Raw genomic sequence first — 25,250 nt, 5'->3', positions numbered from 1 at the left:
CGTCAGCGCTGCCACATCATTGCCGTGGCTGCGTCGGCGGTGTCGTCGAGGTTTGGGTTGGGCATACTCCGCAGATCACGGTTTCGACGGCGTGGTCCTCGCCGCAGACGCCGCACTCGGCCTGCACCGTCACCGACACGGCACCGGGTTCGGGGATGTGGCCAGCAGTCGTCAACTCCGTCAGCGTCTTGTCCGTGACGTGCTCGAGGCGCGTCACGAGTTTCTTGATGCGGTCTTCAGCGGCGACGACGCCGCGGTCGGCCGTGATCTCTGTCGGCGCCGGGGCTTCCTGCCCGCAGCACTCCGTGAGATGCCGGTGCACCGTCCGATAACTCGGCAGGTTACCGATCACTGTGTCCGGGTCTACGCCGTGGTGTCGAAGGTCGTGCCGCGCCTGCTCCCATTCGAAGGCCGAAGCGCCGTCTTGGTCACCGGTCAACACCTCGACCAGCGCCGTCACGGCGCCGTCCACCCGGATCGATCCCGCGTCCGCGAGCTCGTCGCGCAGCACCCGCTTCGCGATGCCGCGTTCGATGTCGCGCACCGACGGCCCATTGCGCCGCGGCCACCGCCGCTCAACCCGCTCGAGGTACTCTTCGAGCCCGTACGTCTCTGCGACCGCACCGCACTTACAGCACTCAGACATCGCCACCACCTCCGGTGGCAGCTGCACCCGGCTGGCCGACTCCGCATCGGCCCCGCCGCTGCTGGGTACTTGCATTCCGGCACTGCGCCGGTCCGTGCGTGTGCGTCGTCTTGGAACTGTGTTGCTGCATCGTTGTGATCTCTGACTGCAACGCGGTGATTTCTCGCCCGACGCGATGCGGTGTCTCCGTGGTGTATCGCTTCAAGCCGCATACCGCACGCGCCCGTCGCACAGCCCGCTCGTCTCCGCCTGGTTCAGTCGCTCACCACCGGTGTCAACGATTTCACCCCGAAATCAGACTTGCTACAGTACCGCTGGGCGACCCTGGCGAGCGCCCGCGTCCGCAGCACGTCCGCCACATTGTGCAGCACGAGATCCGTGAGCCGCGCTTCGGTGAACGCGGCGACGGCTTCTGCGCTGTCTGCGAACGGATCCAGGGCCCCGTGCGCGCCGTCACACAGTAGGTCGTACGCCGCTTCGAGATCGCTGCTCTCGTCGCCGTCTACCGTCGTGTTGAACCGGTTCGCGACGAGCGGCAGCACGTCTGCGTACGCGACGTCCGTGAACGGCCACGCCACATCGTGGGTCGCGTACCGCGTCCGGAGAAACGGCAGGTCGAATCCGCCGCGGAATCGCTCCCCGTTGTACGCTGCCAACAACACGTCCTCGTCGCGGAACCGGTCCGCCGCGAACCCGGCGACCGCCGTCAATACCTCGCGCTCACAGCGGTGCGTCGAAACCTGCACCGCTGTGTCGGTCGCCGCCCCCACCTCGCCCGCAACATCACCGACGTCTCGGCCGCCGGTCTGCGCGAACACCCGCACCCCCATCGGCACCGCAAACCCGATCACCGTCACTTCATCACCGACGTCAAACCCGGTCGTCTCAATGTCGAACGCCACCAACTCCAGCATTACGCGTCACCTCCCGTCACTGCGTCCGCGCGCTCCGGCACACGATCGGTGTCGGCCGGTCGGACTCGGAGTTCGCCGAACCCGTACTTCGCGTGGGTCCCGACGCGCAGCACCCCGTTTTTCGCCGTCTTCATCGCGTCTTTGCCAGCGTACCTGACGACTTGCCCGTGATCCACGGCCGTCAGCTCGTAGGTCTCGTCGCCGACCACGAGCCGCGAACGCCGGCGCCGCACCCCGTGGTCCGGCACGTCCCACCACCACGGCACTGACTGGTCATCAGCACCCGGGTACTCGCTTCCGAGGACGTACGGCGACACCACGTCGAGCAGGACCGCGTCACAGTCCGTCAGCTGCGCATACGACAGGTCGTCGAGTTCAACGACCTGCGTGTCCGCCACCGACAACGCGCCGAACCCGTAGTTCCGCGCGCCGCCAACCCGAACCCCGTCCAACACATCTTCGGACACCGGGAGCACGTCCTCGGCACCGCGGCCCGTGTGCAGATACGCATGGACGTACCATTGCACCGACCGCCGATTGTTCCGGTGCGCAGCCGGTTTCCCGAACCAGCACTTGTCTGCGAACACCTGCCGGCCGCCATGCGTCTGGACGTCCAGCACGTTGTGGGCGTCCCGGGGCCGCGAGTCCAGCAGCCAGCGCTGCGCCGCGTCCCGGAACAGGAACAGATCACTGTAGGTCTCGACGGCCGGCAGCGACGTCCCGACCTTCCCCGCAAACCCCGAGTTTGAGCACGACTCTGGCAGCGACCCGTACTCACCCGGGACGAACACACCGGTGCTGACACACAGCTCCCGGGCCACGGCGTCGTCCACGCGACGCGCAACCGCGTTGAACAACGCGTGCCCGGAGACGAAGTACGGATGCCCGCAGTACGGTGTCTCGACCTCGAACAACACTTGCTGGATCCGCGTCACGCCGACACCCCCTTATTTCGGCTGCACCAATTGACATGTTTAATCATTATACTTTGCTCGGGTCGCCGACCACCGACGCCGCACGCATCATCACTCCGCATCCCCAGCACCTCCAACACCGCCCATCGACCCGGCAGCCTCGACCGCGGCGAGGGAGTCCTCGAGGAATTGCAGCGCCGTAGACCACGCCCGGATCCGGCGCAACTGCGCATCCAGGATTCGCCACTGCCGGTGCTCGTCCGGATCAACACCGGCCGGCCGCCGCGGCACCCGCGACCACGTATCCGCAAACGACCGCGCCGGCGCCTGTCCCAATGCAGCCGCCGGCCTGTCCCCGGGCTCACACGTCACCCTGAGCGACACCCGGTCCGAGTGAAACACCGTCCGATGCGGCGTCACCGCCGCGTCCGGGTCGTCAACGACGAAGGACAGCTCGTCGAAGCCCGCGCCGGCGCGGTAATTCGACAGCAACGCGGCCGCCAGCAACACGTGGTACTTCACCGACGTGTACGGATAGTACACCGACTCGTTGAAACACGCCGCCACGTCACACTGAAGCCACGCCCGATGCGCCACCTCCGCGTCCGCGATCGACACCAACTCACGGACCGCCGCATCCATCTCACCTGCGCCGACCCGGTCCTCGACAACCGTGTCACCGGTGCGCAACGACAACCGATACGGCGACGCATGGTTCGCCACCGTCTGCTCAGGCTCCCCGCGCGGCCGACTCAACAACGCCGCATCCGCGTCCGCCCCGCGCGGCACATCCTCGTTCACCCTGACACCGGCAAATTCGTCAGCCGCCGCGTCATGCGACCGCTTCCGCAGCTTATGCGTATCATGCCGGTACACCGCCAGCAGCGGCGCTACCTCGGAGGTATCACCGTCACTGCCACTGTCGCCATCGCCACCGCTGCTGATGGCACCGTCACTGACGCCGCTTCGCCGCGTCGCGTCACTCTCGCTGCCCTGACTCACGACCCATCACCGCCCTGGGCCGGCATCGGCAGGTCACCGTCACGCGCCGCCGTCCGCGCTTGCAGTGCGCGGACGAACGCGTTCCGGCACTCCGACCGCCATATCTCATCCTTCCGCTCCATCGCCTGCGTCGCATCCTGCGCCCGGTTGAACACGCGCCGGACCTCGTCTTCACTGTACAACGGATTCACGACCCAGGCATCCGCCATCCCAGCCCCGAAATTCCGCGCCCCACCGACCTGGAACGCGAACTCGTGACTGTGCTGGTCAAGAAACGAAACGGCTTCGACAAGCAACCCGACGAACTCCGGCTTCACCTCGCGCAGCGTCAACTTCCACGTCCCCTCGACGTTCCCAAGCACATCCCGGTCAGCCTGCCGCAGCGGCTGCCCGCCATCCTCGTCGTTCCGCGACCTGACCTGTGAACTCAGCTGCCGGTAATGGGCTTCCGCCTCGCCGTCGAGAACATCCACCTGCCGCCGGATCGGCGAAAACGACACCGGCCGCCGCAGGAGTTTGCCGGGCTGATCACCGAACCCGCCGAACAGGTCATAGACGACACAGCCCGCATCGTGCGCATCCGTGCACGCGCCTTTCTCGTGATACCCGCTCTCCAGGTCGCGTTCGTACGTCTCCGCGCGCATGTAGTCGGCGTTCGGTTCACCTGGGTGGCACGCTGTCGCGCCCGCCTCCTGAAGGACTGCTTCACACCCATGGCGGAGCCACCCCGACAATGTGAACGGCGAAATCTGCCCGCCAATTTGGTTCATCGGGTCGTCTGCCTCGTACCGGTCTGCGGAAGCATGGTGGCGATCCGTGACGACGCCGTCACCTGGTGACAGCAAATCGATCTCGAGCCCGACATAGACATTCGGGAACAGGAGGTCGTCTGGATCCACTGGGCACTCAAATTCCACCTCGATGTCGCCCGTCTCGAACACCGTCACCGCCACTCACCCCCGCTGGTAGTCATCGCCTCGTCCGGCCCGCACCACCGGCACCGCGCCCGCATCGTAGATGGCGACGACGTCGTCGGTCGCGTCCGTGGCGCGACATCGAACTCCGACACGTCCAGTACCGCATCAGACCGCCACGGCGACACCTCTCGGATCTCGGGCTCAAGCAACACCGGCCACTCCGTCTGAAGCGCCTGATCCACGCACCGACCCACGCGACCCTCGGCGACAACCTCACGCACACCCACCGTCGCCAACGAGTGCAACGAGGGTGGGTGGTCAACACAGCGCAGCTGCCCCGTTTGCCACGGGGTGTGTCTGCACGCCCGGAAGGCATACACCGCAACACGCCTGCCTTCCCGAAGCAAGGTGCCGCACACCTGGCAAACCCCGGCCCCTTCCCCGAGCGCAATTTGCAATATTTGTGGTATGTCTTCAATTAGACCGCGATCGATACTCTCTTGGACCGCTAGTTTTGAGTCTTTCATGGGGTCTCACGTTTCGTGGGAAACCCGGCTCGGGTGTCCCTAGCACCCGGGCGTCTTCTCACACTGAGATGCCCAGATGAGCCGGACTTCTTCACCATCTCCTATTCTGTGTAATGGCATAAAACTTTCCATCACCCACATAGGTGATGGAGTATCGACCAACCCATCACCTACATACACCATGTTCACGAAATGCCTATTGTGCCGGGGAAAGATCGAGAAGAGGAGTCTGGGAAATACACCACGACTTATCCGGATTCTGCATTCATTGATGCTATTCAGCAATTAGGGGGTATGGCTGGCACTTCGGATATTGCTGATGAAATCGGATGCACCCGTCGAACAGCATATACACGACTCAAATCTCTTGAAAACAAAGACCGGGTTAATAGCCGAAAGGTCGGGAATTCCTTGGTTTGGACTATTCCTGAGTAAGAGAATATAGTGGTGAATAGAGATCAGGGAAAATAGCACTGTATAGTTCAGCACCTCCTCAGCTGGAGATGGGCCCGTTTGGGTCTCTAGGTGGCGGTTGTTGTAGTATCTGAAGCATCTCAGACATCGTTTTGCGCTGGAGTGACCACTCCGCCAAAAGGAGTGAAAGTTGCCGATCTGCATCGAAACTGTCTGGAATCATTTTTCGATGTGTTTCCGATCTTAGTAGTCGAGGTGACCGCTCAGACCGTGCCGAGCAAGGACAGTCAGATAGCCGTCAACATCGACGAGAAACTCTGTCTTGGCAACATCGTGTTTCTCGGTGAGCCGATGCAGGAACGCCGCCGCGGGGTCAATCCCACGGCGGCTGAACACATCCACCTTTAGCAAGAGATCCGATTCTGTGTCGATGCTTGAATCTCCCGAACAGGGTCGAGTCTTCAGGAAATACGTGTGCTCGTTGATAGTTATGTAGTATAGGAACCGATTTTTTAGTTACACTTTCACCGTGCTTCCCCAATCTTATAGACGGTGGGGAGCATGGGGTTTGACAATGGGTACTCGAAGTGACGGGGATACAGAGGAATTGTCGAATCCCCACGAAACATCTGTCTGGGAGTATCGAGACCTAGACGATATTTACGAGGAAATCCGACAGACATACCTATCAGATGATCGTCCTTGGGTCATCGGCTATAGCGGAGGGAAAGACTCAACCACTGTTCTTCAACTCATTTGGGTAGCTATTAGTGATTTACCTAAAGAACAACAAAATAAACCGATCTACGTTATCTCAAGTGATACCTTAGTTGAGACTCCTAAAATTGTAAACCACATTACCTCATCTCTCGCGAAGGTCAATGAATACGCTGAAAAGGAGAATCTTCCATTTGATGCTAGGAAGGTATATCCTGACGTCAGTGATTCTTTCTGGGTGAATCTTCTCGGCAGGGGATATCCTGCACCGAATCAAACATTCCGATGGTGCACAGAGCGCCTGAAGATAGATCCCGCTGACAACTTCATTATGGACAAAGTTTCCGAGCACGGTGAGGTTGTCGTCATTCTGGGTGCTCGGAAAGCCGAGAGTGCGACACGTGAACAGGTGATGAACCTGCACAGCATTGACGGAACCAATCTCGCCCGACATTCCAAGTTCGCGAACGCCTTCGTTTACACACCAATTGAGGACTGGCTCACAAAGGACGTCTGGAAGTACCTTATGAATGTTGACTGTCCATGGGGCAAAGATCATGATGAGCTGGCGGCCTTATATAATGAAGCCGATGACGAGTGTCCGATGGTGATAGACACGAGCACGCCATCATGTGGAAACAGCCGCTTCGGTTGTTGGACCTGTACAGTCGTTGAAGATGACAAAGCCATGGAAAATATGGTTGACGGCGGTGATTTGTGGATGGAACCACTCCTGGAGTTCAGGAATTTCCTCAAATCAACTCAGGATCCTGAACTCAAACCTAAGTACAGGGAACCGAAGGGGCGCCAACACGGCCGTGTAAAAGAAAAGAACAACGGCGGCGATGGTATCATTCCGCGAGCATATAAGCTTGAGTTCAGGAAAGATCTGCTCCGGAAACTGCTTGAGACTGAAAAAGAAGTAAACGAGCTCCGAGATGATGATGCCGAATATCTTGACCTCATTCGAGATGAAGAGCTGAAAGAGATTCGCCGTCTTTGGCGAACAGAAGAGGCGGACTGGGAGGATTCGGTTCCGAAGATCTACAATGAGGTCATGGACGATGAGCTAGACTGGGTTCGTGATGATTTGGGGTCGTTCAGCACTGAGGAAGCGAAAGTCTTGGAGCGGGTCTGTGAGAAGCACGATGTGCCAGACAAACTAGTCAAGCGTCTACTTGATACTGAGTTGCAACACCACGGGATGAAACGTCGTGCATCGATTTACAACGAGATCGACAAAATATTCCGAGAAGACTGGCGCTCGATCGAAGAGATCACCGCCGATATCGAGGGTGAAAATCCCGAACGTTGGGAATACGACGTAAAATACGAAGAGATGATGCAGTAGATCACTCATGAAATTAAATCGCCTAGTCGTCACTAATTACGGGCCGTATAAAGGTCAGAATGCATTCAATCTGAATACTACGCATGAAGAGCCGATTGTGCTCTTTGGAGGAGCGAACGGTGCTGGAAAGACAACACTATTCAATGCAATTCCGCTCTGTCTGCACGGTCGGAGTGCATTTGATGAGCGCGTGAGTGAGCGCGAGTATCATAACCGAATTAGATCCAAGCTTCACGAGTCCAACGGCGAGAAAGCTACGGAGGCGTCGATCCGATTAGAGTTTGAGTACGGGAACCTGGGTGATACTGAGGAATATGTCGTCGAGCGCCAGTGGAGAGATAGAGGGAAATCAATTGAAGAGACACTGATGCTCATGCGCAATGGGAGCAAGCTCTCAGACCTTCAGGAAGATAAGTGGCAGGACTTTCTCAAGGAGCTTATCCCGCCAGGCATATCACAGTTATTCTTTTTCGATGGTGAGAAAGTCCAGAAGCTCGCGAGCGCAATTGAAAAAGGTGAAGAATTCGAACAATCGTTACTTTCATTGCTGGGTCTAGATCTCGTAGAGCGACTTGACGCTGATCTTTCCGTTTACCTCTCCAGCAAGCTCGACGAGAGTGGACATGAACAGCTGGCAGAAGAAATCGAGTCGCTCCGCCATGAAAAGGCTGATCTCGAAGTAGAATATGATAAGTTGGAAAGTAAAATCGAGAAGAAGCGTCAACGAGTGGATAAAATATCCGAAGAGATAGATAAGAAAGAGACTGAGTTAGCACAGGAAGGCGGCGGATTCGCTCGCGAACGCGACTCACTAAAAGAGCGGAAAAGAGACCTCGACCAAGAGATTGAGGAAGTGCGAGAAGAGATTCGGAAATTAGCCAGTGAAAGCTATCCTTTTGCTCTCGTTCCAGGACTCTGTCGAGAGGTTGTGGAGCAACTGAAAGAGGAACAAGAAGCCGAGACAGAAGCCGCAGCACAGGCCCGGGTGGTTTCTGAGCTTGACGAACTAACCGACGATGAAACTGTCTGGAGCGATCTTAATATTCCGGATGACGCGAGCGAAGAGGTCATTGAGCGGTTGCAAGTTAAGCTCTCTGAGAGTCTTCAGACGCACGTGCCGGAACCAAGTCTCTCAAAAGACTTCTCACAACGAGAGCAAGAACAGATGTTCAGTGTGGTTGAAGATGCACTCCATAGAGTACCGCCGAGACTTAGTGAGCTAACAGAAGAACTGGAAGATAAGACTCGGGAGCGCCAGGATGTCACCAAGCAGCTGAAACGCGCCCCGGAACAGTCTGTCCTATCCCCAATATTAGATGAAATCAATGAACTAAACGAGAAACAGGGAAAACTCAAGAGTGAGATCGAAGATCACGTCGAGCGACTGGAAACACTAGAGACGAAAATTGGCCGTTTGGAAAGTGAACTGGAGAAAAAGTATGGGAAACAAGAAGATTTGGAAGATGTTTCCGAACGGGCCGAACTTGCGAGCCGCACAAGGAAAGCGGTTCAAGAATATCACGATGAACTGGTCAGAGAGAAATTGGATCGGCTGGAAGATGCGCTTACCGAACGCTATCTCCGACTTACGAACAAGAGCGGGTTCTACGACAACGTCATAATTAATCCAGAAGAAATTACGATTGAGATCGAGACCATAAATGGAGAACGGAAAGAACAGTCTCAGCTGTCGGCAGGTGAGCGCCAGATCTTCGCGACTGCGCTTCTATGGGCCTTAGCAGAAATCTCGGATCGTCCACTTCCTTTCATCATCGACACTCCACTCGGGCGGCTGGATCAGGAGCATCGTCAGAACCTTGTCGAAGGATTCTTCCCAGAGGCGGCTCATCAAGTTCTTCTCTTTTCCACTGACACCGAGATTACAGAGGAGTACTATAATATTCTTGAGAATGATATTGCAAATGAGTACCATCTCCAGCAGCAAGAGGAAACTGGGCGAACAGAAATCACGCCAGGCTATTTCTGGACGACCGACGAGAGAGATACCGGTGACAACGAGGTAGAGACCGCCGTCGAACAACAGGCAGAACTCCCGTTCAACAATGACTAACGAAATCAACCGTGTCCGGATCGATGAAAGTGTTAGCTACAAGCTGCGGAACTTGGGAAAAGCGACTGGCATGACGCCTAACTATATTGCACGAATCGGACTCACATATTCTCTCGGTGAACAACAACCCCCGAGCATGGAGGAATATGATACAGGCGGAAAAGAATTCAACCGGTATACATTGTTAGGTGAGCACGACGCGCTCTATATTGCCCTCGTTAAAAAAAGGATGATTAACGAAGGCTATGATCCGGAAACGCAGTTAGAAGATTATTTCCTAGCACACCTCAATCGCGGTATCGAGACTCTCTCTGGTCGAATTAGTGACCTCACCGACCTCTACGATATTATGCCCTCGGAGTTAAAAGTAGAAAGCGAGGCTACTACAGAAGCATGAGTTCGGACCCACCTCGAGAAGTATATCTCGATCATCATGCTACTACGCCGGTCGATGATCGAGTCCTTCAAGAGATGAAGCCATTCTTTACTGAACACTATGGCAATCCAGCGAGCAAGGCCAATCACTCCTACGGGCATAGAGCTAATAATCGGATGGAACAGGCCCGTGAGACGGTAGCAGACGCGATTGGAGCACGAGCCGGCGGAGAACCTGTAGCTAAGTCGATCATCTTCACGAGTGGCGCCACTGAATCCGACAACCTTGCGATACGCGGACTGGCTCAACATGCAAAAAAGACTGATATTGGTACACATATCATTACATCTGAGATCGAACACGAGGCTATCCTTGAACCATGCAAAATTCTCGAAGATAAAGGATTTGAGGTAACATACCTACCTGTCGATGAATATGGGCAGGTGGATCCTGAAGACGTTGCGGCTGCCATTCGTGACGAGACGTTCTTGATCTCAATTATGGCTGCAAACAACGAGATCGGAACGATCAATCCAATCAAAGAGATTGGAAAGATTGCATCGGATTACGAAGATCTGTGGTTTCACACAGATGCTGTGCAGGCGATCGGCGCCGTTAATATCGATGTTCAGGGGATGGGGATCGATCTAATGTCAATATCCGGCCATAAGATCTATGGACCAAAGGGAATCGGTGCTCTATACGTAAACCTGAAGACGAAGGGCAAACTCGAGCCGCTTCTTGTTGGAGGTGGCCATGAAAGCGGTAAGCGTTCAGGCACTCCCAATGTACCCGGAATTGTCGGGCTTGGAAAAGCGATTGAGCTCGCAGTAGAGAATCGTGAGGAACGTGTTACCCACATTGAAATGCTTCGTGATCGGCTTTGGGAGCAGCTGTTAGCTGAAATAGACAATATTGAATTGAATGGTCATCCAGAGGAACGCCTTCCGAACAATTTGAACGTAAGTTTCCCCACAGTAAATGTAAGAGAACTAGTGAGGATGTCATTAACTGACCATGGAGTAATGGCAGCACTTGGATCTGCGTGCTCCAGTGGAGAAGATACCTCACATGTTTTAGAGGCGATCAGCGACGACAAGGATCGGATTGAGGGAGCTGTACGATTTGGCTTAGGTAAGGATCTCACAACGGATGACATTGATTATGTGGCTGATACTGTTGTAGAGGAAGTGAACTTAACCGAATCTCTGTTTTAATCGGTTTCTCCAGTGACCCGTCCAGTGCTGTCCAGTACTCTTGTGGGAAAGCTTGAATAACTACGGCAGAGACTTATTGGTGAATGTCAAACGAATATCAGCGGTTACAAAATATTGATCTACCGCACATAATTGAAACCTCTGAAGTGGACTTCGCAAACGAATTCTATAATCCGGTTTTGAGTGTCGCAACCGAATATAAACGAGGAGTTGGGTATTTTACCAGCAATTGGTTCAAATATGCTGCTGAAGGTCTCCGAGGATTGGCAGAGAACGGCGGCTCTGCGAAGTGGCTTATTAGCCCCCATCTGGAGGAGGAAGATTGGGAAGCACTGAACAAGGGGGAGAAAGCGAAACGGGATCAAGAATTATATGACCGCCTTGCACATCTGGTCACTGATATCGAACAAGGGCTTGAGAAAGATACAAAGAACACGATTGCATGGATGATCGCCGATGGGCTATTGGAATTACGAATCGCTCTTCCAAGCGAGAATCCTCAGGGGGATTTTCATGACAAGTGGGGAATCATCGTTGACAAACACGGTGATAGGATCGCATTCCACGGCTCACAGAATGACAGCAGCCAGGCGTTTGCAAACTATGAATCGTACACTATTTTCAAAGATTGGACAGCAGAAGTTGATGATGAGCGGGTAACTCTCCATGAGAACCGATTTGACAAAATATGGGAAAACAAAAAGAGCGGTGTATATAGTCTTTCACTCCCGGACAGCATTGCATTGGAAATCGCAGATCTCCGGGATAGGAATCGCCCATATCAAGAACCTTCTGAATCAACAAAACTTCAAAGTGCCTACCGCTGGCGACACCAAGAAGTCGCTGTAGACCGCTTCATGGAAGAAGGACGCGGCATTCTTGATATGGCAACAGGGACCGGGAAGACGCGAACATCTTTAAAAATCCTCGACCGATTGCTCCGCGAGGATAACGTTTCTAACGTGGTTATTGCGACCTATGGAAACGATCTGCTTGACCAGTGGTATGAAACACTCTTAAGCCGATTTTCGCCCAGTGAAATGCGGATCTACAAGCAGTATGGTGGTGAAAAACAGATGGGGTCGTTTCTAACACCTAATCAGAATAAAGTAGAGGCGCTAATCATCTCATATGACGAACTCAGTGATTGCATCGCAAGTGACCGAAAAGGGAAACTTGGCTCCACGCTTCTAATAGCCGACGAAGTCCATAACATGGGATCAGAGACTCGCCGGGAGGCTCTGGAGGGGGAGCTTGATGTATTTCCCCATCGGCTCGGCCTCAGTGCTACACCACTAGATCCGTACGATGAGGCCCGAAATGAATTCTTGCTTGAAGAAGTAGGACCAGTCGTTTACGAATTCGGGTTGGATGATGCTATTCAACGTGGCATCCTGTGTGAACTAGAGTACGACCCTCTTTTGTATGAACTTTCTGAAGAGGACAAACAAAAGCAGAAAGATGCATTCGGTCGATATAAAGCGTTGAAAGAAGAAAATCCGGCAACGCCAAAATCTCGCCTCTACATGATGCTTGCCAGAGTTCGCAAGCAATCGCGAGAAAAACTCCCAGTTTTCCGAGAATATCTCCAAAAGAATTCTGAGGTCCTCGAAAACTGTCTGATTTTTGTAGAGACTATGGAATATGGAAAAGAAGTTCAAGAAATCATTCACAACTACACTCGGGATTACCGAACCTATTACGGGGTTGATGACGAGCAAAATCTGGAGGACTTCTCAAATGGCCGAATCAGCACGCTTGTCTCAAGTCGTGCTATATCGGAGGGGATCGATATAAAGTCAGTCGAGAACATAATCTTGTTCACCTCTGACCGATCGCGACGGACAACAATTCAGCGCATTGGTCGTGCTCTAAGGACAGATCCTGACAACCCTAACAAGACGGCAACAATTGTTGATTTTGTCGTTGGGAGTGACCTCGAGGATGATAGCGACAGTGATCACGAACCACCTGATAAAGGACGATACGAATGGCTGACAGATTTAAGTGAGGTGAAAACAAGGGAGTAGTATACTAGCATGGATGAAACCGAACTCCGACAAATTGCCGGCGAGGTAATGGATGAATACGACCAACCTGCGCAATTCAAAGACCGGTTCATGACTTTCTATATGAACACTGTTGAGAACAACATTGGCGAGACATCACTGAAACGGCTCATCAATAACGTAGAACTACCCGAGGAGGACAAAATCGATGAATCTTAAAATCAGGGGGATTCGATACGAGAATATTCGAGAATTCGAAAATTTGGAATTAGATTTTTCGCCAGAGGGGGATGAACCACATCATATTTCGTTGGTTCAGATGCCTAATGGGACCGGAAAAACGACGACGATGAAGCTTATCCGAACCACCTTGTTGGGTGCTGATCTCTCTTCAGATGAAGTTCGGTCTTATCGACCCCCCGAATTTGAAGCGATTGAGGGTGCATTTGAAATCGATCTGGAGTTTGAGGACGAGCTGTTTACGCTACGGTTGGAACTCGACTATGAAATGGGCGAGTTCGATTATCGACATATCAAACCGGAAGAAGTTGGTGGTGGTGACACCCCCGGTCATTACCTCCCCACGGGACTTGAGAATACTATAACTGAGTCATTTGTCGATTTATTCGTATTCAATGGTGAACTCACCGAGGAATTTATTCAGCATGGTAGTGATGAAGCTGAAAACGCTCTTAAGATAGTGAACTTTCTCAATCGACTCGAAGATCAACGCGACCAGATTCGAGAGGTCGTCAAGGAGCAACAAGATGACGAGAACGTCACTACAGAGAAAGGATTCAAAAATATCAAGACTCGGTTAGAGAATGCTGAGAAGAGATTGGAAGCACTACTGAGACAAAAGCGTAAGTTAGAGAGTGAGATTGAGGAACACGGTTCAAATATAGAGGAACTTGAAACCACACGAAAAGAAATCTTAGCGGAGAATCAAGAGCAACTTGACCGATATAATGAGCTTGGTGAAGACATCACCGAACTCAAGTCTGAACTCGAGGTGAGGACTGAAACCTTGTTAGATGAGATGCGATATCCAAGTCAGTTGGACCCAGACATTAACGATGATTTAGAGGAACTTTTAGAGAACATGAATATCATGCAACTCCCCAAATCTACATCTGAGGAATTTTTTACTGAGCTAGCAGAAAGTACGCAATGTATCTGTAACCGACCGATTGGAGAGGAAGAGCGTGAAGCAATCCGAGAGAATGCTGATCAATATCTCTCTGAAGACGATATTGGTGTGCTAAATTCATTGAAAGACCATCTCCGGTCAATCCCCGATACGAAAGATTTTGAGGAGGAATTTGACAAATTAGAAGGAAAACGTTCTGAGTTAGCTGGCTATCAGCACGAACGTGGATCTCTAGATGTTGATGATAAAGATCTAAACGAGAAATTGGAAGATTTGTCTAATAAAATACAAAAGCAACAGAAGGAAATGGAGGAGAAAGAAGAGGTTCTGGAAGCGTTGACTACGAATGATAAGGCGTTACAAGAGCAATTAGGCCTTGATTGGAAAGATAATATCCCACTATGCAAGCATACACGAAATAAGTACGAAAAGCAGATTCGCCAGGCCAGCGGAACAGTCCATTTCGGCAAAAAGGCTGACTTGCTTGAAGAGATATTCGATGAATTTATTGATCGTTGTCTTGAATCCTTAAAGAATAAACAGATTGAGGAAACCAACCACAAACTTGAGCGAATTCTCGGATATTCACGAGTTCAAGTGGAGGATATCGACAATTCGATCATTGTCGAAGGACGTGATGGAACATCCGAAGGCCAGAGCCTATCAATCGCATACGCATACCTCTCTACGTTGTTCGAGGACTCAAAGCTTGATGTTCCGTTTGTGATTGACAGTCCCGCCGTGAGCATCGACTACGATAAACGGGAAGAGGTGGCACATATAATATCGAACTTATTTGATCAACTGGTGATCTTCGTAATCTCACCCGAACGAGAACGGTTTGTTAGCGAGTTGGATTCAGATGATATCCAATACCTGACAGTCCACAAGACCGATACTCCCGGCGAAGTTGTAAAACACACATCAGAAGACACTTTCATGGAATTCCAATCCGAGGAAGAGGAGGAAATTGAAGCCTAACAATGCCTTTCAAACTTAGCTCCGATGCTCGACGGTATTTCGGACAAATACAAAAAAATAGCACCCGCGGAACCTTCGACACACTCTGGGACCAATACTATCTATCTGCCCTTGTAGGTATTAAGGCTCGAAGCAGGGTTCCTGAAAGTGAGGAACCTGATGAGGACCCCTTCATGACTGAGGTGATCCAAGACTACGATAACCAGAAATATGAGATCTACGGGGCGCTAATTGTAGCTGAAATTGAGCGAGAAGGGATCCCTTGGGAAAACGAACAGGAGGTTCAAGGCCTTATGCTTGAGATGCTTGATTCTACCTCAGTTACCCGTCTTTCAGACCGCGGCGCTACAGTGCTGAATTGTTATGCTGAGCGTGGTTTCAAAATCATCCGGAGTGAGATTCCTGCTCCTCCACAACTCGGTGAATTTCTCGAGCAGTACTATGATCTATTATTAGAAGTTGATCAAGGATACTGATCGAATAGTGTACTCAGATAGGCACAGTGATACGATAATCATCAATCTGGATTGATTATATGACTTCGCCAGATTTCGATGCACAAAAGCGGGATCTCGTTATCGAATTAGTAGCTCTTGTCCAACAATTTGATCGGCTTTTGACCGCCGCCGAAATCAATGAACATGCTGAATACTCTCATCAGGACTACCGAGATGCCTTTGGAGATCTTTTTCAAGCATACCAGAGCGCGGGGATTCTTCCGGAGGAGGCGACGAGGAGGGACCTACCAGAGTTACTTCAAACTGGTTCTCCAACAAAGGGGGATGAGAATACGACCGTAGGTTCGGCACATGGTAATGAAGAAGAGACGACTCGTGATGAGATGATTGCAGAACTTAATCAGATCTTCGCGGACAAAGGTAAACTACCGTATCCCTCTGATCTGCGACACGGATCACGATTCACTCATGCTGATTATCAAGACGAATTTGGAACATGGAATGAGGCGTTAGCTGCGGCTGGAATTAATAAGCGGACAGAGCTACTTACTGAGCTTCAACGAGTCAAAGACGAACTCGGAGAACTCCCAACACAGTCGGAAATGAACGACTTGGGAGCATACAGTGCAACGATGTATGCTCAATTCTTCGGTAGTTGGAGTGAGGCTAAGGAGGAGGTCTCTAAAGCAAACAACACAAGTTCAATTGATCCGACTGCTTCCGGTAGCGGTACTCCGTCTGAATCGGACAACGACGCGAAAAGTGGTAGCTCTGATGAGTTGGGTCAGGTTTCCTCTTCCGTGGCTTATCGGCTTCGGAAGGCTATCGAGGAGGATAAGATATGACTGCTCTGTTGAATCCGGTGACTTCGGTAGGATAGCGTCGCTCTGAAGGTGGTAACGAAGCGGAAGAGTGTATGTATTTATGCCACTCTTCCGCTTCGTTAAGCAAGTGGTATCGCTCGGTCAAAAGCGCCGTGCTGCCACCCCACGGTGGTGAGCGACCCGGCTGAAAGAACCTGATGCTACATTTTCTCCGTGTTCACATGGACGCGCGTGCCACGAAATCGTCTATTGGGCGAGTGAGATGGACCGGGTTCGTGCCGTTTTGCAGTTTGCCTGAAGTACGTTCCTAGCTCCCTCGACGCTGTGTCGGTCATTCGAGTGGGTGCCCACCCGTATCTGGCGCCAACTGCTAAACCGCTCAGGAGTGGCCTTCGATCCCGGAAATCACGGTGCCGTGAATGGGAGGTGAAGCCAGTGGGGGGCTAGCAAAGTGATCGGCTATGAGGATGGACAATGTCATGAAGATTGCAGGTGAAGAAGGATAGGTGAGTGATTGAGTGATGAGTGATGGAAATGCGGAGTCGTTTCAGTTGCGGTTTGTGGATGGCGATGTCGTTGCGTCGGAGAATGCGGATGAGGAGTCAGACCGTGTGCCAGTCGAGCCAGGGGAGCGAACGGGGTTTGGTCTTGAGGTTAAAGACGGGGCGTTGGAGGTGAATCGCGAGGTGCGTGATGTCGTCGAAAGGCGGGGGCGACTGCTTGAGTTCGGGTCGCGGGAAGAAGCGGAGGCGTATGCGCGGGAGCTGTCGGCGTCGGGTGGGGCGCTCAGGGTGCAGGCGGCGCCGGCGAACGAGCCCAGAGATGTCGATGCGTACTTGCTGGCGGATCATAATCCGTCGGTTCAGGAGCCGGCGGCGGTGGACGGGGAGACGTGGACGTTCGATGTGGGCGCGAATCTGTACGGGGCGCTCGGAGAGGCTGTCCTATTAGCCGGGCCGAAGCCGTTTGCACTTACGTATTTCGTGCGGCAGGATTTGGAGATTGACGAAGCTGAGCTGGACTGGGGGTTGAATGTGGATGTGTATCGGGGCGGGAAGGGGTCAGCTGCGGAGGCGCCAGAAACTGGGGGATGGGTTCCGGATTGTGTTGTCGAAGCTAAGGATGGGTGGGGCGGTGAGGTGCTTGAACGGTATTACTGTGAAATCAAGGCGGGGGAGGCGTCGTTCCAGCGATCGCAGGCTGACGGCATGCGAGCGTTAGCAGCAGACGAACGGGTGCTGAAGATCCGGGTGCTTATCGAGGCGTTGCCCGAGCAGTACTCGGTCCGGATTCACGAGGTCGAACCGACTGAGTAAGTAATCGGCTCAATAGTGTAGTAGACCGATTTGTCGGGAACACGTCGTAATGACTCTGGGGTGCGCGGAATATTGAACGTGGGTGGCTATGTGTGCCCAGGCGGTGTGGGGATGGAAGGTGATTTCGACGAAGTGCGATCGCCGATCCATGTAATCTGCGTCTGGTTTTTTGCTCCGGTTCGTTCGATTTCGTTCGTGATGTCTTCAAGTACCTTTAGGATGTCTCCGAGGCCGTGTGTTTGGCCTTGCTGTATTTGATATCCGTACTTCCGAAGTTCGTTTTTCAGCTCTGCCTGTGTCAGGGTCTTCCGGTAATAGATGATCTCTCGAGTATCGTAGGCGCGGGTTCCTAACTCTCGTAATTGCTTGTATGTATCTCTGTATGTTGTAGGAACACCAGCCACTTCGCCGGGTACTTCTGGAAGTCCGTGTCGAATTTCCGCAGGGGTTCTCACACGTGACATACCCCTATTCTATCCGGTGATATCAAATCTGTATCGACTTTTCAACCCGTGACACGATGGCGTTTGCTGTGGCTCTCCGCCGTATTTCCGACGAGAAAGTGCAGTAAGAGGTGGCGACCTCGGTACGGAGTGTTCGTTCACGGCGCTTCAGGCGGTTAGCAAGAGGTCAGGATTGAACTCGATTTTGGCCTGGTATTCCTGGTACGGAATGTGGACGCTGGGGTCGTAGACTGTGATTGCGGATCTGATTTCGGAGCGGAGGTAGTCCCAGTCCTCATCGGTCAGGTTGGCCTCGATTTCGCTTCGGAGTTCGCGCCATTTGCTGGCGGGCGGGTACTCTTCCCACATGGTGAGGCGCCGTGGTTCGACGGCGATCGGTGCTTCGTCAAGGGAGGCCGCTAAGTCTTCTTCGTATTCTGCCACCCAGGTGTTGATTCGGTCGATGTCGTCATCCGTGAGCTCAGGGCGGTCTTCGAGCTTGCGCTTGCGAACTCCGCACCCCGTGATTTCGAGGTCGCCGATGCCCATGATGATCCGTACTGGTCCATCCTCTCGATATCGGGCGATTTTGACTAGGATGTAGATCGTGTCCCCGTTGATTCGTTGGCGATGGAGTTCGTATTTGACGGGGCGGGCTTTTGCGTCGCTGCGGATGACTGGGTCTCCGGTTACGCCGAGGTGTTCAGCTTCGGTCGTCTCCAGTTCGTACGATCCGTCTTTCTCGACGGCCACGGCTACGTGGCACGCGGTCTGTGCTGCTGTATCGGTGTCCGTTTCTGCTACTGTCATGGAAGCAAGGGTATGTTCTTATCCGAGGCGTTAAAAGGGCAAGTGGCAAATATCTAATATATTTTGTCTGTCGGAGCTGGGAGTGGCCGGCATAAAACAACAGGGATCGAAGACGCCCTGTAGAGCCACTATCCTCAAGATTTCACGACCAAGCGTCTTCCTTAAATCGTGGGAAAGCCCACACCAGACACAATGCAGTGACCCTAGCTGAGTGCACATCAGAACTCAATCAGTGCCACGATGAGCACGGTCAGATCCTCGGTGGTGTCACAGCAGGATACGTCACCCAGACATGTGGGCCCTCAACAGACATCGATTGAGATGCTTGTAGCTGAGTGGGGTAACGACTCACGGTGTGTTCTACTGAAATTACAAGTAGTACGCCGATAATGGCCTACTATGCCTGGGTCTCGTTGTGAGGAGTGTGAAAAGACTGTGCCACGGTCACGATACTGTCCAGATTGTGGCTCACCGTTAGGAGCCGTCTCAACAGCGAATGTCAACGATCATGTGATGAGTCAAAAATTCTCTGATATCGCGCTTGATGCTCAGCACGACACTGTCTCTTTCGACACGCTTCGCTCGAAACACGAGTCCTACGATAGGCCGCTGGGGAGTTATTTGAAACCGGATGAGAAACCCGAGATCATTTGTGACGTAAAGAAGTGCATTATCGAAGGCGTGGACGGGACGTCATGGAAAATTTCTGCTGGAATGTTCGACTCGGGGCATCTTGTTGTCACTGATGAGCGCGTCGTTGCGATCTTTCCCAGAGATGAACAGCCGCAGCTTATCGATATCTCTTTTACCGATAGCACATCAGTTAGCGAGTCCTCAAACTGGCGCTCCGACGAACTCAGAATTGAAGATGTACAAGGATACCGATACGAGTTCGTCTTGAGTACTGAACAAGATACGTTCGATGCAGTTACTGATATCACTCACAACCTCAGTGACTCGATAGACTCTGAAGCTTCCAGCGCAGTAAAATTCCTTGATCAGATAGATGCCGAAGTTGCCGCAGCAGATGATGCTGAATCAGCTCTGTACGCCATTGCGGAGTTATTTGCTGACCGGTCTGAGACGACACGCTTCGACCAAGCAGTCGCCGAGGCCGACTCTCTTGACGAGTTGCAACAACAGATGGCTGCGATACCAGGCATTGAGAAATCGACCACCAAAGTGTCGGAGTCGCAATCGAGGTCCTTGGTAGCTACTCCGGAAGTCGATGTGACCGGACTTCGACAGCGAGTCACTCAAACTGCTCGTGGTGCTGATCCGAAAGACGTGGGGAAGTATTCGTTAGGGGCAGTACTTGGATTCGGAACGGCAGCGGTATCGGCTCCAATATCCACAACAGTTGGGGTCGCTGCTCTGTTAGCCGGAGGTGCAGCTACCGGTGCTTATGCGAGTACCAATCCGAACTCACTGCCAGCGAAGATTGATCCACTTTCCCTTGCTATGGACGCCAAGAGAAGAGGGTCGAAGCTTGATTCAACTCCCGGAGCTGGTGGTCACGGAACCGGTGCTGCGCTGGGCACACTCGAATACTTGAGCCGGCAGGATCATGACAGTGTAGATGAGGCATATGCGAAATGGCTGTCGGAACTCGACATCGAATCCGTCATGGAGGGGCATAGAGTGGCTGCTCGCTATGCAGAACAGACTGGCGAGCTACACGACCCTAGTCGGGCGAGCATACTCGGTGGGGCAGCAGGGGCCGCGTATGGATACACAGACCTCGATGGTGATATTGAGGATGTCGTTGATGACGACGCCGTCAGCGAACTCCAGCACGACACTGACGAAGAACAGGCTTGATTCGCACCGTGGGTGAGGAGAGTTATCTACTGTGATCTACTGTCTGTGGTGTTGATCTCTGTCCCGTACTGATCGCCGAAGGTTGAGAAGTGGTTGAGCAGTGTTTGGTGGGCGGTGTGGATGTCGGCGGCTGATGGGACGGAGAAATAGGTATACTCAGACACAGGGTATACACATCAGGACGACAGACTGACTGGCCTATGTTCCGGGCGGTGTCCTGATGTGATGGCCGCAGTTCGGACATTGGCCTTCACTCATGAACTCTGACGGACCGGTTCCGGTTGCTTCGTTGTAGCTGAAATTGTGACCGCAGTTGGGGCATGTTTCGGAGCGGCGCGTCATGCTGATGAATAGTCTTGCCCGGTACTTCAACGTCGGGACACCAGCGCGTCAGACCGGCCTGTGGGTAGTGAGAGCGTCTCAGGTACACAATGCTTTCCAAACAGACCGTGCTGTTCAGTTGTCCTTGACGTTCGCAACGGCCTCCTCGACTATCCGGTCTATGACTTCCGCGACCGGGATATGTTCCTCGAACGCGACAGCAAGCGTCTCGAAATAGCTCTCGGGAAGGCCTGATTGGTCCACATCGTATGTCTTGAGCATGTAGTCCTGCTTGTTCCCCTTGTTTGTGATGCCACGCTCATTCAGTAACGGCTCAAGTTCGTCTTGCCATCGGTCACTGTTGTAGAGCCGGTGGAACTCGTCACGCAGGGCCACCCTTGTCGGAGAGCGCAATCTGTAGGTTAGTTGCCCCTTGCTGAAGGACTCCTGTTTTCTAATCAAGTGATTGAAATGGAGTCTAAACCCTCGGTTGCCAGTCGTTTCATCGTGTATGGTTGTCGGCTCAAGATTTGCGTTGTCCAGATACCATCCATGTCGGAAAATGCATCCCCATTCTCTGGGTTCACTACGAGTTGTCCACTCATCTGTCCAGAGTTCGTCTTCAACCTGACTCCGGAATAGCTCGGCCCACTCTTCGACAGCACGCTTCCGCAGTGACTCTGCCGCCTCAAACAGTTCGTCTATGTCGTTTCGGTACTCGCTGAGAAGCTGGACCTTCTCTTTCTGTATCTGCTCGAAATCGTTTTCTTCCATGTTGGTCACCGTGATTATCGTGGACAGGAAATCTTCGAGTTGACTGACGCTCCGTTCGGGATACTGGCCGTGTGAAAGGTTCAGTTCTGTCTGGAACGCCTCGACCACATCTCGCCACGAGATGTCCTCGAATCCGGAGGCCGATGAGTCGGGGGCGTGTTCTTTTGAGAGGAACAAGTAGTATCGCCCGTCTTCGGGATACTCGTTTTTCTCTTCGTTGCCGATGTGAGGGTCTTCGACGTACCGCGTTGTCTGTCGGTTCCCCTCGGAAGCGTCAACCTTCGATTCGATACAGATGAACCACTCGTCAGGGGCGCGAATCAGAATATCGAGCCGGTTGTTCTGTTGCGATGTGACCTCCGTTTCGACCGAGACTTGCTCGATGTCGCGGTGGTAGTAGTCGATCTCCTCATTCGTCACCTGGCCCGCCTTGTCGAGAAAGGCTTTGAGCAGGTCGGCACCGAAGCCGTGCGGCTGGGACGGGTCGAGAAAGTAGGCCAGCAAGGTATTCCACTTCTGTTCGGCCCGTGCGGAGCCGAGAATCCGGAGCATCGGTTTCGGTGGTTCCGTCACCTCTGGCAAGGCTTCAAGCGAGGTCCGGAGTTCCCGAAACCGGTCTGTCAACTCTTCACCGGTCGCCATACTCTCACGATACTCATCGCCGCCTGAAAAAACGGCACCCTTCGACCAAATTATCGGCTCGACTGATTTCCACCCCCGGACCCTTGTTGCATGGGCCGGACGAGAAACCGGCTACATCGAGGTCAGCGTTCGAGTCAGTAGTGCCAGTCTTCGATTGCTTGCTTCGTTTCGTCGTTGACATCGGGAGGTTCCAGTTGCTCCAGTGGCACCCCGAGTTCGCGGTCCATCCACTCGACGGTCACATACTGCTGGCTGGGTGTCGGCTCCGTTGACGCCATCCCGACAACCCGTACCGTTTCGCCTTCTTTCAGCGGGGATTCCTCGCGTCAGTGGTACAGCGCGCCTTGAAGGGAAAGTCTATCAAGTACAACAATGCGCCGGGGATCATGTATGTGCCAGTGGCATCGGCTGCGGACCTTGCCGCTGGGCGAGCTGAGCTTCAGGAACACTTCGCGGCGTTCGGTGACTACTGGGGCGTCGAACCGTCCGCGGCGGATGCCGACTGAGAACCGGAGCGAGCTAGTTTGTTCCGGTTGCTCCCGACCGGTGAATACGCATCGACTCCCGCGAGTGGGTCGGCAACATCGGTGGAAATGAAGCGGTATAAACTGGAGTGTTCGAGAGTCGTTGGATGTGTTTACTGGGGTTCTCGACAAGAGTTTAGATACGTTCATACGATACTGTAGGTGTGAGTACAGATACTGTGGTTGCTGTCGGGGTTGATGCGTGTCCAGCTGGCTGGGTCGCGACGGTACTCGGAGAGAAATCCACGACAATAGAGACGCATAAGGAGTTCAGTGAAATAACAGGAAGCTACAGTGGCGCGCATCAGATTCTCGTAGACGTCCCGATCGGTCTTCCGGACAAAATGCGGCGGGCCTGCGACGAGGAGGCACGTGAACTTCTTGGGTGCCGGCAATCATCAGTGTTCTTTCCACCTTGTACGGCCGCAGTCGATCTGAAGGACTACGAAGATGCCAATGACGCTCAGCAAGAACACATCGGGCATGGCCTCTCGCAACAAGCCCATAACATTAGTCCGAAGATTCGGGAGGTCCGTGATGTCGTTGGTGATCACTACGACGGAGTGGTCCGTGAGAGCCATCCGGAACTCTGTTTTGCAGCACTGAACGGGCAGCCGATCGCGTACCCGAAATCGTCACCCCGTGGACGTGGGCAACGAATGCATCTGCTCAGTGAAGTACTCGAGAACGCCGTAAACCTCTATGAAAACACCCGCGAAGAGTACCTGCTCAAGCAGGTTCGTCGAGACGATATCTTGGATTCGATGGTGCTCGCCGTCGCTGCCCGTGAAAGCTCCTTGGACACGGTCCCGAGTGAGCCAGTATCTGATGATCCGAGAATCTACTACCCTGGTTTCGAAACTCCATCGATCTCCGTGGAGTAGTGACGATGTACCGGTTAGAGTGAGTCTTGAATGAGAGAACTCATGGTGGCTATGGGATATGTAGGAACCGCCGGCAATTCGAACGAACTAATATAGTGGTTGCGTTGGTAATTCCGCTGAATGATCTTCTCAGTGGATCAAGACAGCGATGAACTCGAACGGCTCCCCGAGGAGGAGTTCAGTGAGCTTGATATTCTCGAACGAGAGGATTTTCAGGAGTGGGCGATTGAGGAGCCGCAGGTGTTGGGAGAAGAATTGCTGGTGATTACGTCTGAGTACGCGAAGTTCGCCGATTTACGTGAACGACTCGATATTTTGGCGATTGACCCGAATGGGAAGTTGGTAGTTGCAGAGCTGAAACGTGATAAAGCTGATCAGACGACGGATTTGCAGGCGATCAAGTATGCGAGCTATTGTGCGACGCTTACCGCTGAGGAAATTCAGAAGGATTATCGGGACTTCTGGAACGACCGCAATGAAGACGAGTTCACACCCGAAGAGGTTGGTGAGACGTTTGCCGAGTTTCTGAATCAGAGTGTCATCGATGAGGTGCCGTACATGGATGATGGGTGGGCGAATTTCGAGCTTGATGATACGCCTCGAATCCTGTTAGTGGCCGGGAGTTTCGGTCCGGAGATTACGTCGCCGGTGATGTGGTTGATTGAGGAATACGATATGGATATCACGTGCACTCGGATTCAGGCCTACGAACACCGGGATCGAGTGATTTTGAATAGTCAGCAGGTGATCCCGATTCCAGAGGCTGAACAGTACCTGACGAAACGGCGTGAGAAGCAGGAAAAGCAAAAACAGTCATCGGTTACCTTCACGTTGCCGGCACTGTTAGAGCGCGGGGTCGTAGAGCAAGGCGACATCGTTGTTTTTGACGAGAGTAAGGTTCCGGACGAGAGCGAACGTGAATGGGATCCATCGGCCGAGTACTGGCGAGCTCGAGTCACAGGAATGACGGGGCAGCAAAACAACCTCGAGTGGCTTGAAAATGGTGAGCAGTATTCGTTTACCGGCCTGACGCGTGAGATCCTCAACCGACTCGTTGGCAGGGACAAGAATAAGCCACTCAACGGCTATGCATACTGGACGCATCCCGAGTTCGGGGACCGGACACTGCTGAACCTCCGTGAAGCAGATGAGACGGCTGATGACTGAGAGCGTGACGATTCAACACCGATTGAGGAGTGAATCAGGAAATTGTAGTCCGTTATCAGG

General features: G+C 53.2%; 20 protein-coding genes and 2 pseudogenes. 13 read left to right on the top strand and 9 right to left on the bottom strand.

Annotated elements, in window-relative coordinates; genetic code table 11:
* Positions 1–16: 16 nt before the first annotated feature.
* The 6 genes and pseudogenes from rdfA to DV733_RS17690 form a co-directional block, all read right to left on the bottom strand.
* The gene (gene rdfA, locus DV733_RS09425) at positions 17–646 is read right to left on the bottom strand and encodes a rod-determining factor RdfA (RefSeq protein WP_136342323.1); all 630 of its coding nucleotides are present in this window, start codon (positions 644–646) and stop codon (positions 17–19) included.
* A 254-nt stretch (positions 647–900) separates the two neighbouring features.
* A complete protein-coding gene (locus DV733_RS09420; RefSeq protein ID WP_049994938.1) occupies positions 901–1,560 on the bottom strand; it encodes a 3'-5' exonuclease family protein in 660 nt (219 codons plus the stop codon).
* Positions 1,560–2,495 (bottom strand): hypothetical protein, encoded by a 936-nt coding sequence (locus tag DV733_RS09415; protein ID WP_049994939.1) that lies wholly within the window; start codon positions 2,493–2,495, stop codon positions 1,560–1,562. Before DV733_RS09415 ends, DV733_RS09420 begins: the two co-directional genes overlap by 1 nt.
* Positions 2,496–2,585: 90 nt before the next feature.
* Positions 2,586–3,476, bottom strand: coding sequence for a hypothetical protein (locus tag DV733_RS09410; protein ID WP_237560523.1), 891 nt, complete (start codon positions 3,474–3,476; stop codon positions 2,586–2,588).
* The gene (locus DV733_RS09405; protein ID WP_202594324.1) at positions 3,473–4,399 is read right to left on the bottom strand and encodes a hypothetical protein; all 927 of its coding nucleotides are present in this window, start codon (positions 4,397–4,399) and stop codon (positions 3,473–3,475) included. The genes DV733_RS09410 and DV733_RS09405 overlap by 4 nt, the downstream gene beginning before the upstream one ends.
* A gap of 1,001 nt (positions 4,400–5,400) precedes the next feature.
* Positions 5,401–5,772, bottom strand: a pseudogene (locus DV733_RS17690) (IS6 family transposase); the annotation flags it as partial.
* Between the two features lie 136 nt (positions 5,773–5,908).
* On the opposite strand from DV733_RS17690, the gene dndC reads away from it, so the two are divergent.
* The 10 genes from dndC to DV733_RS09345 all read left to right on the top strand — a co-directional run bounded on the left by dndC (position 5,909) and on the right by DV733_RS09345 (position 17,804).
* Positions 5,909–7,402, top strand: coding sequence for a DNA phosphorothioation system sulfurtransferase DndC (dndC, locus tag DV733_RS09390; protein WP_049994942.1), 1,494 nt, complete (start codon positions 5,909–5,911; stop codon positions 7,400–7,402).
* Between the two features lie 7 nt (positions 7,403–7,409).
* Entirely contained in the window at positions 7,410–9,473 is a 2,064-nt protein-coding gene (gene dndD / locus DV733_RS09385) for a DNA sulfur modification protein DndD (protein WP_079979521.1), read from the top strand.
* Positions 9,466–9,870, top strand: coding sequence for a DNA sulfur modification protein DndE (gene dndE / locus DV733_RS09380; protein WP_079979522.1), 405 nt, complete (start codon positions 9,466–9,468; stop codon positions 9,868–9,870). The genes dndD and dndE overlap by 8 nt, the downstream gene beginning before the upstream one ends.
* Complete coding sequence (locus DV733_RS09375) at positions 9,867–11,066, top strand: cysteine desulfurase family protein (protein ID WP_049994945.1); 1,200 nt, start codon at positions 9,867–9,869, stop codon at positions 11,064–11,066. The genes dndE and DV733_RS09375 overlap by 4 nt, the downstream gene beginning before the upstream one ends.
* A gap of 83 nt (positions 11,067–11,149) precedes the next feature.
* Positions 11,150–13,096 carry a DEAD/DEAH box helicase family protein gene (locus DV733_RS09370; RefSeq protein WP_079979523.1) on the top strand — a complete coding sequence of 649 codons (1,947 nt, stop codon included), beginning with the start codon at positions 11,150–11,152 and terminating at the stop codon, positions 13,094–13,096.
* A 9-nt stretch (positions 13,097–13,105) separates the two neighbouring features.
* Positions 13,106–13,294, top strand: a complete 189-nt coding sequence (locus DV733_RS09365; RefSeq protein ID WP_049994947.1) for a CxC ATPase DNA modification system associated small protein — start codon at positions 13,106–13,108, stop codon at positions 13,292–13,294.
* Positions 13,284–15,206, top strand: coding sequence for an AAA family ATPase (locus DV733_RS09360; RefSeq protein WP_079979524.1), 1,923 nt, complete (start codon positions 13,284–13,286; stop codon positions 15,204–15,206). Before DV733_RS09365 ends, DV733_RS09360 begins: the two co-directional genes overlap by 11 nt.
* A gap of 173 nt (positions 15,207–15,379) precedes the next feature.
* Positions 15,380–15,682, top strand: coding sequence for a hypothetical protein (locus DV733_RS09355; RefSeq protein ID WP_136342322.1), 303 nt, complete (start codon positions 15,380–15,382; stop codon positions 15,680–15,682).
* 59 nt (positions 15,683–15,741) lie between these two features.
* The gene (locus DV733_RS09350) at positions 15,742–16,509 is read left to right on the top strand and encodes a homing endonuclease associated repeat-containing protein (protein ID WP_136342321.1); all 768 of its coding nucleotides are present in this window, start codon (positions 15,742–15,744) and stop codon (positions 16,507–16,509) included.
* Between the two features lie 500 nt (positions 16,510–17,009).
* Positions 17,010–17,804, top strand: coding sequence for a hypothetical protein (locus tag DV733_RS09345; RefSeq protein WP_049994950.1), 795 nt, complete (start codon positions 17,010–17,012; stop codon positions 17,802–17,804).
* 611 nt (positions 17,805–18,415) lie between these two features.
* Here DV733_RS09345 and DV733_RS09340 read toward each other — a convergent pair.
* Positions 18,416–19,057, bottom strand: coding sequence for a hypothetical protein (locus DV733_RS09340; protein WP_136342320.1), 642 nt, complete (start codon positions 19,055–19,057; stop codon positions 18,416–18,418).
* 513 nt (positions 19,058–19,570) lie between these two features.
* Here DV733_RS09340 and DV733_RS09335 point away from each other — a divergent pair.
* Positions 19,571–20,878, top strand: a complete 1,308-nt coding sequence (locus DV733_RS09335; protein ID WP_049994952.1) for a hypothetical protein — start codon at positions 19,571–19,573, stop codon at positions 20,876–20,878.
* A 456-nt stretch (positions 20,879–21,334) separates the two neighbouring features.
* On the opposite strand, the gene DV733_RS09330 is transcribed toward DV733_RS09335, so the two are convergent.
* Both DV733_RS09330 and DV733_RS17865 read right to left on the bottom strand, forming a co-directional pair.
* Positions 21,335–22,615 carry a PDDEXK-like family protein gene (locus tag DV733_RS09330; protein WP_049994953.1) on the bottom strand — a complete coding sequence of 427 codons (1,281 nt, stop codon included), beginning with the start codon at positions 22,613–22,615 and terminating at the stop codon, positions 21,335–21,337.
* Between the two features lie 134 nt (positions 22,616–22,749).
* A pseudogene (locus DV733_RS17865) lies at positions 22,750–23,003 on the bottom strand (calcium-binding protein).
* A gap of 300 nt (positions 23,004–23,303) precedes the next feature.
* On the opposite strand from DV733_RS17865, the gene DV733_RS09320 reads away from it, so the two are divergent.
* Together DV733_RS09320 and DV733_RS09315 are read left to right on the top strand one after the other, a co-directional pair.
* Complete coding sequence (locus DV733_RS09320) at positions 23,304–24,023, top strand: DUF429 domain-containing protein (RefSeq protein WP_161569345.1); 720 nt, start codon at positions 23,304–23,306, stop codon at positions 24,021–24,023.
* A 120-nt stretch (positions 24,024–24,143) separates the two neighbouring features.
* Entirely contained in the window at positions 24,144–25,190 is a 1,047-nt protein-coding gene (locus DV733_RS09315; protein WP_049994956.1) for a PDDEXK family nuclease, read from the top strand.
* The last annotated feature ends 60 nt before the right edge of the window (positions 25,191–25,250 follow it).

It is taken from the genome of Halapricum salinum, from assembly GCF_004799665.1.
Taxonomy (GTDB): Archaea; Halobacteriota; Halobacteria; order Halobacteriales; family Haloarculaceae; genus Halapricum; species Halapricum salinum.
The sequence above is the reverse complement of the archived record's forward strand: the minus strand, read 5'-3'. Positions and strand labels throughout refer to the sequence as shown.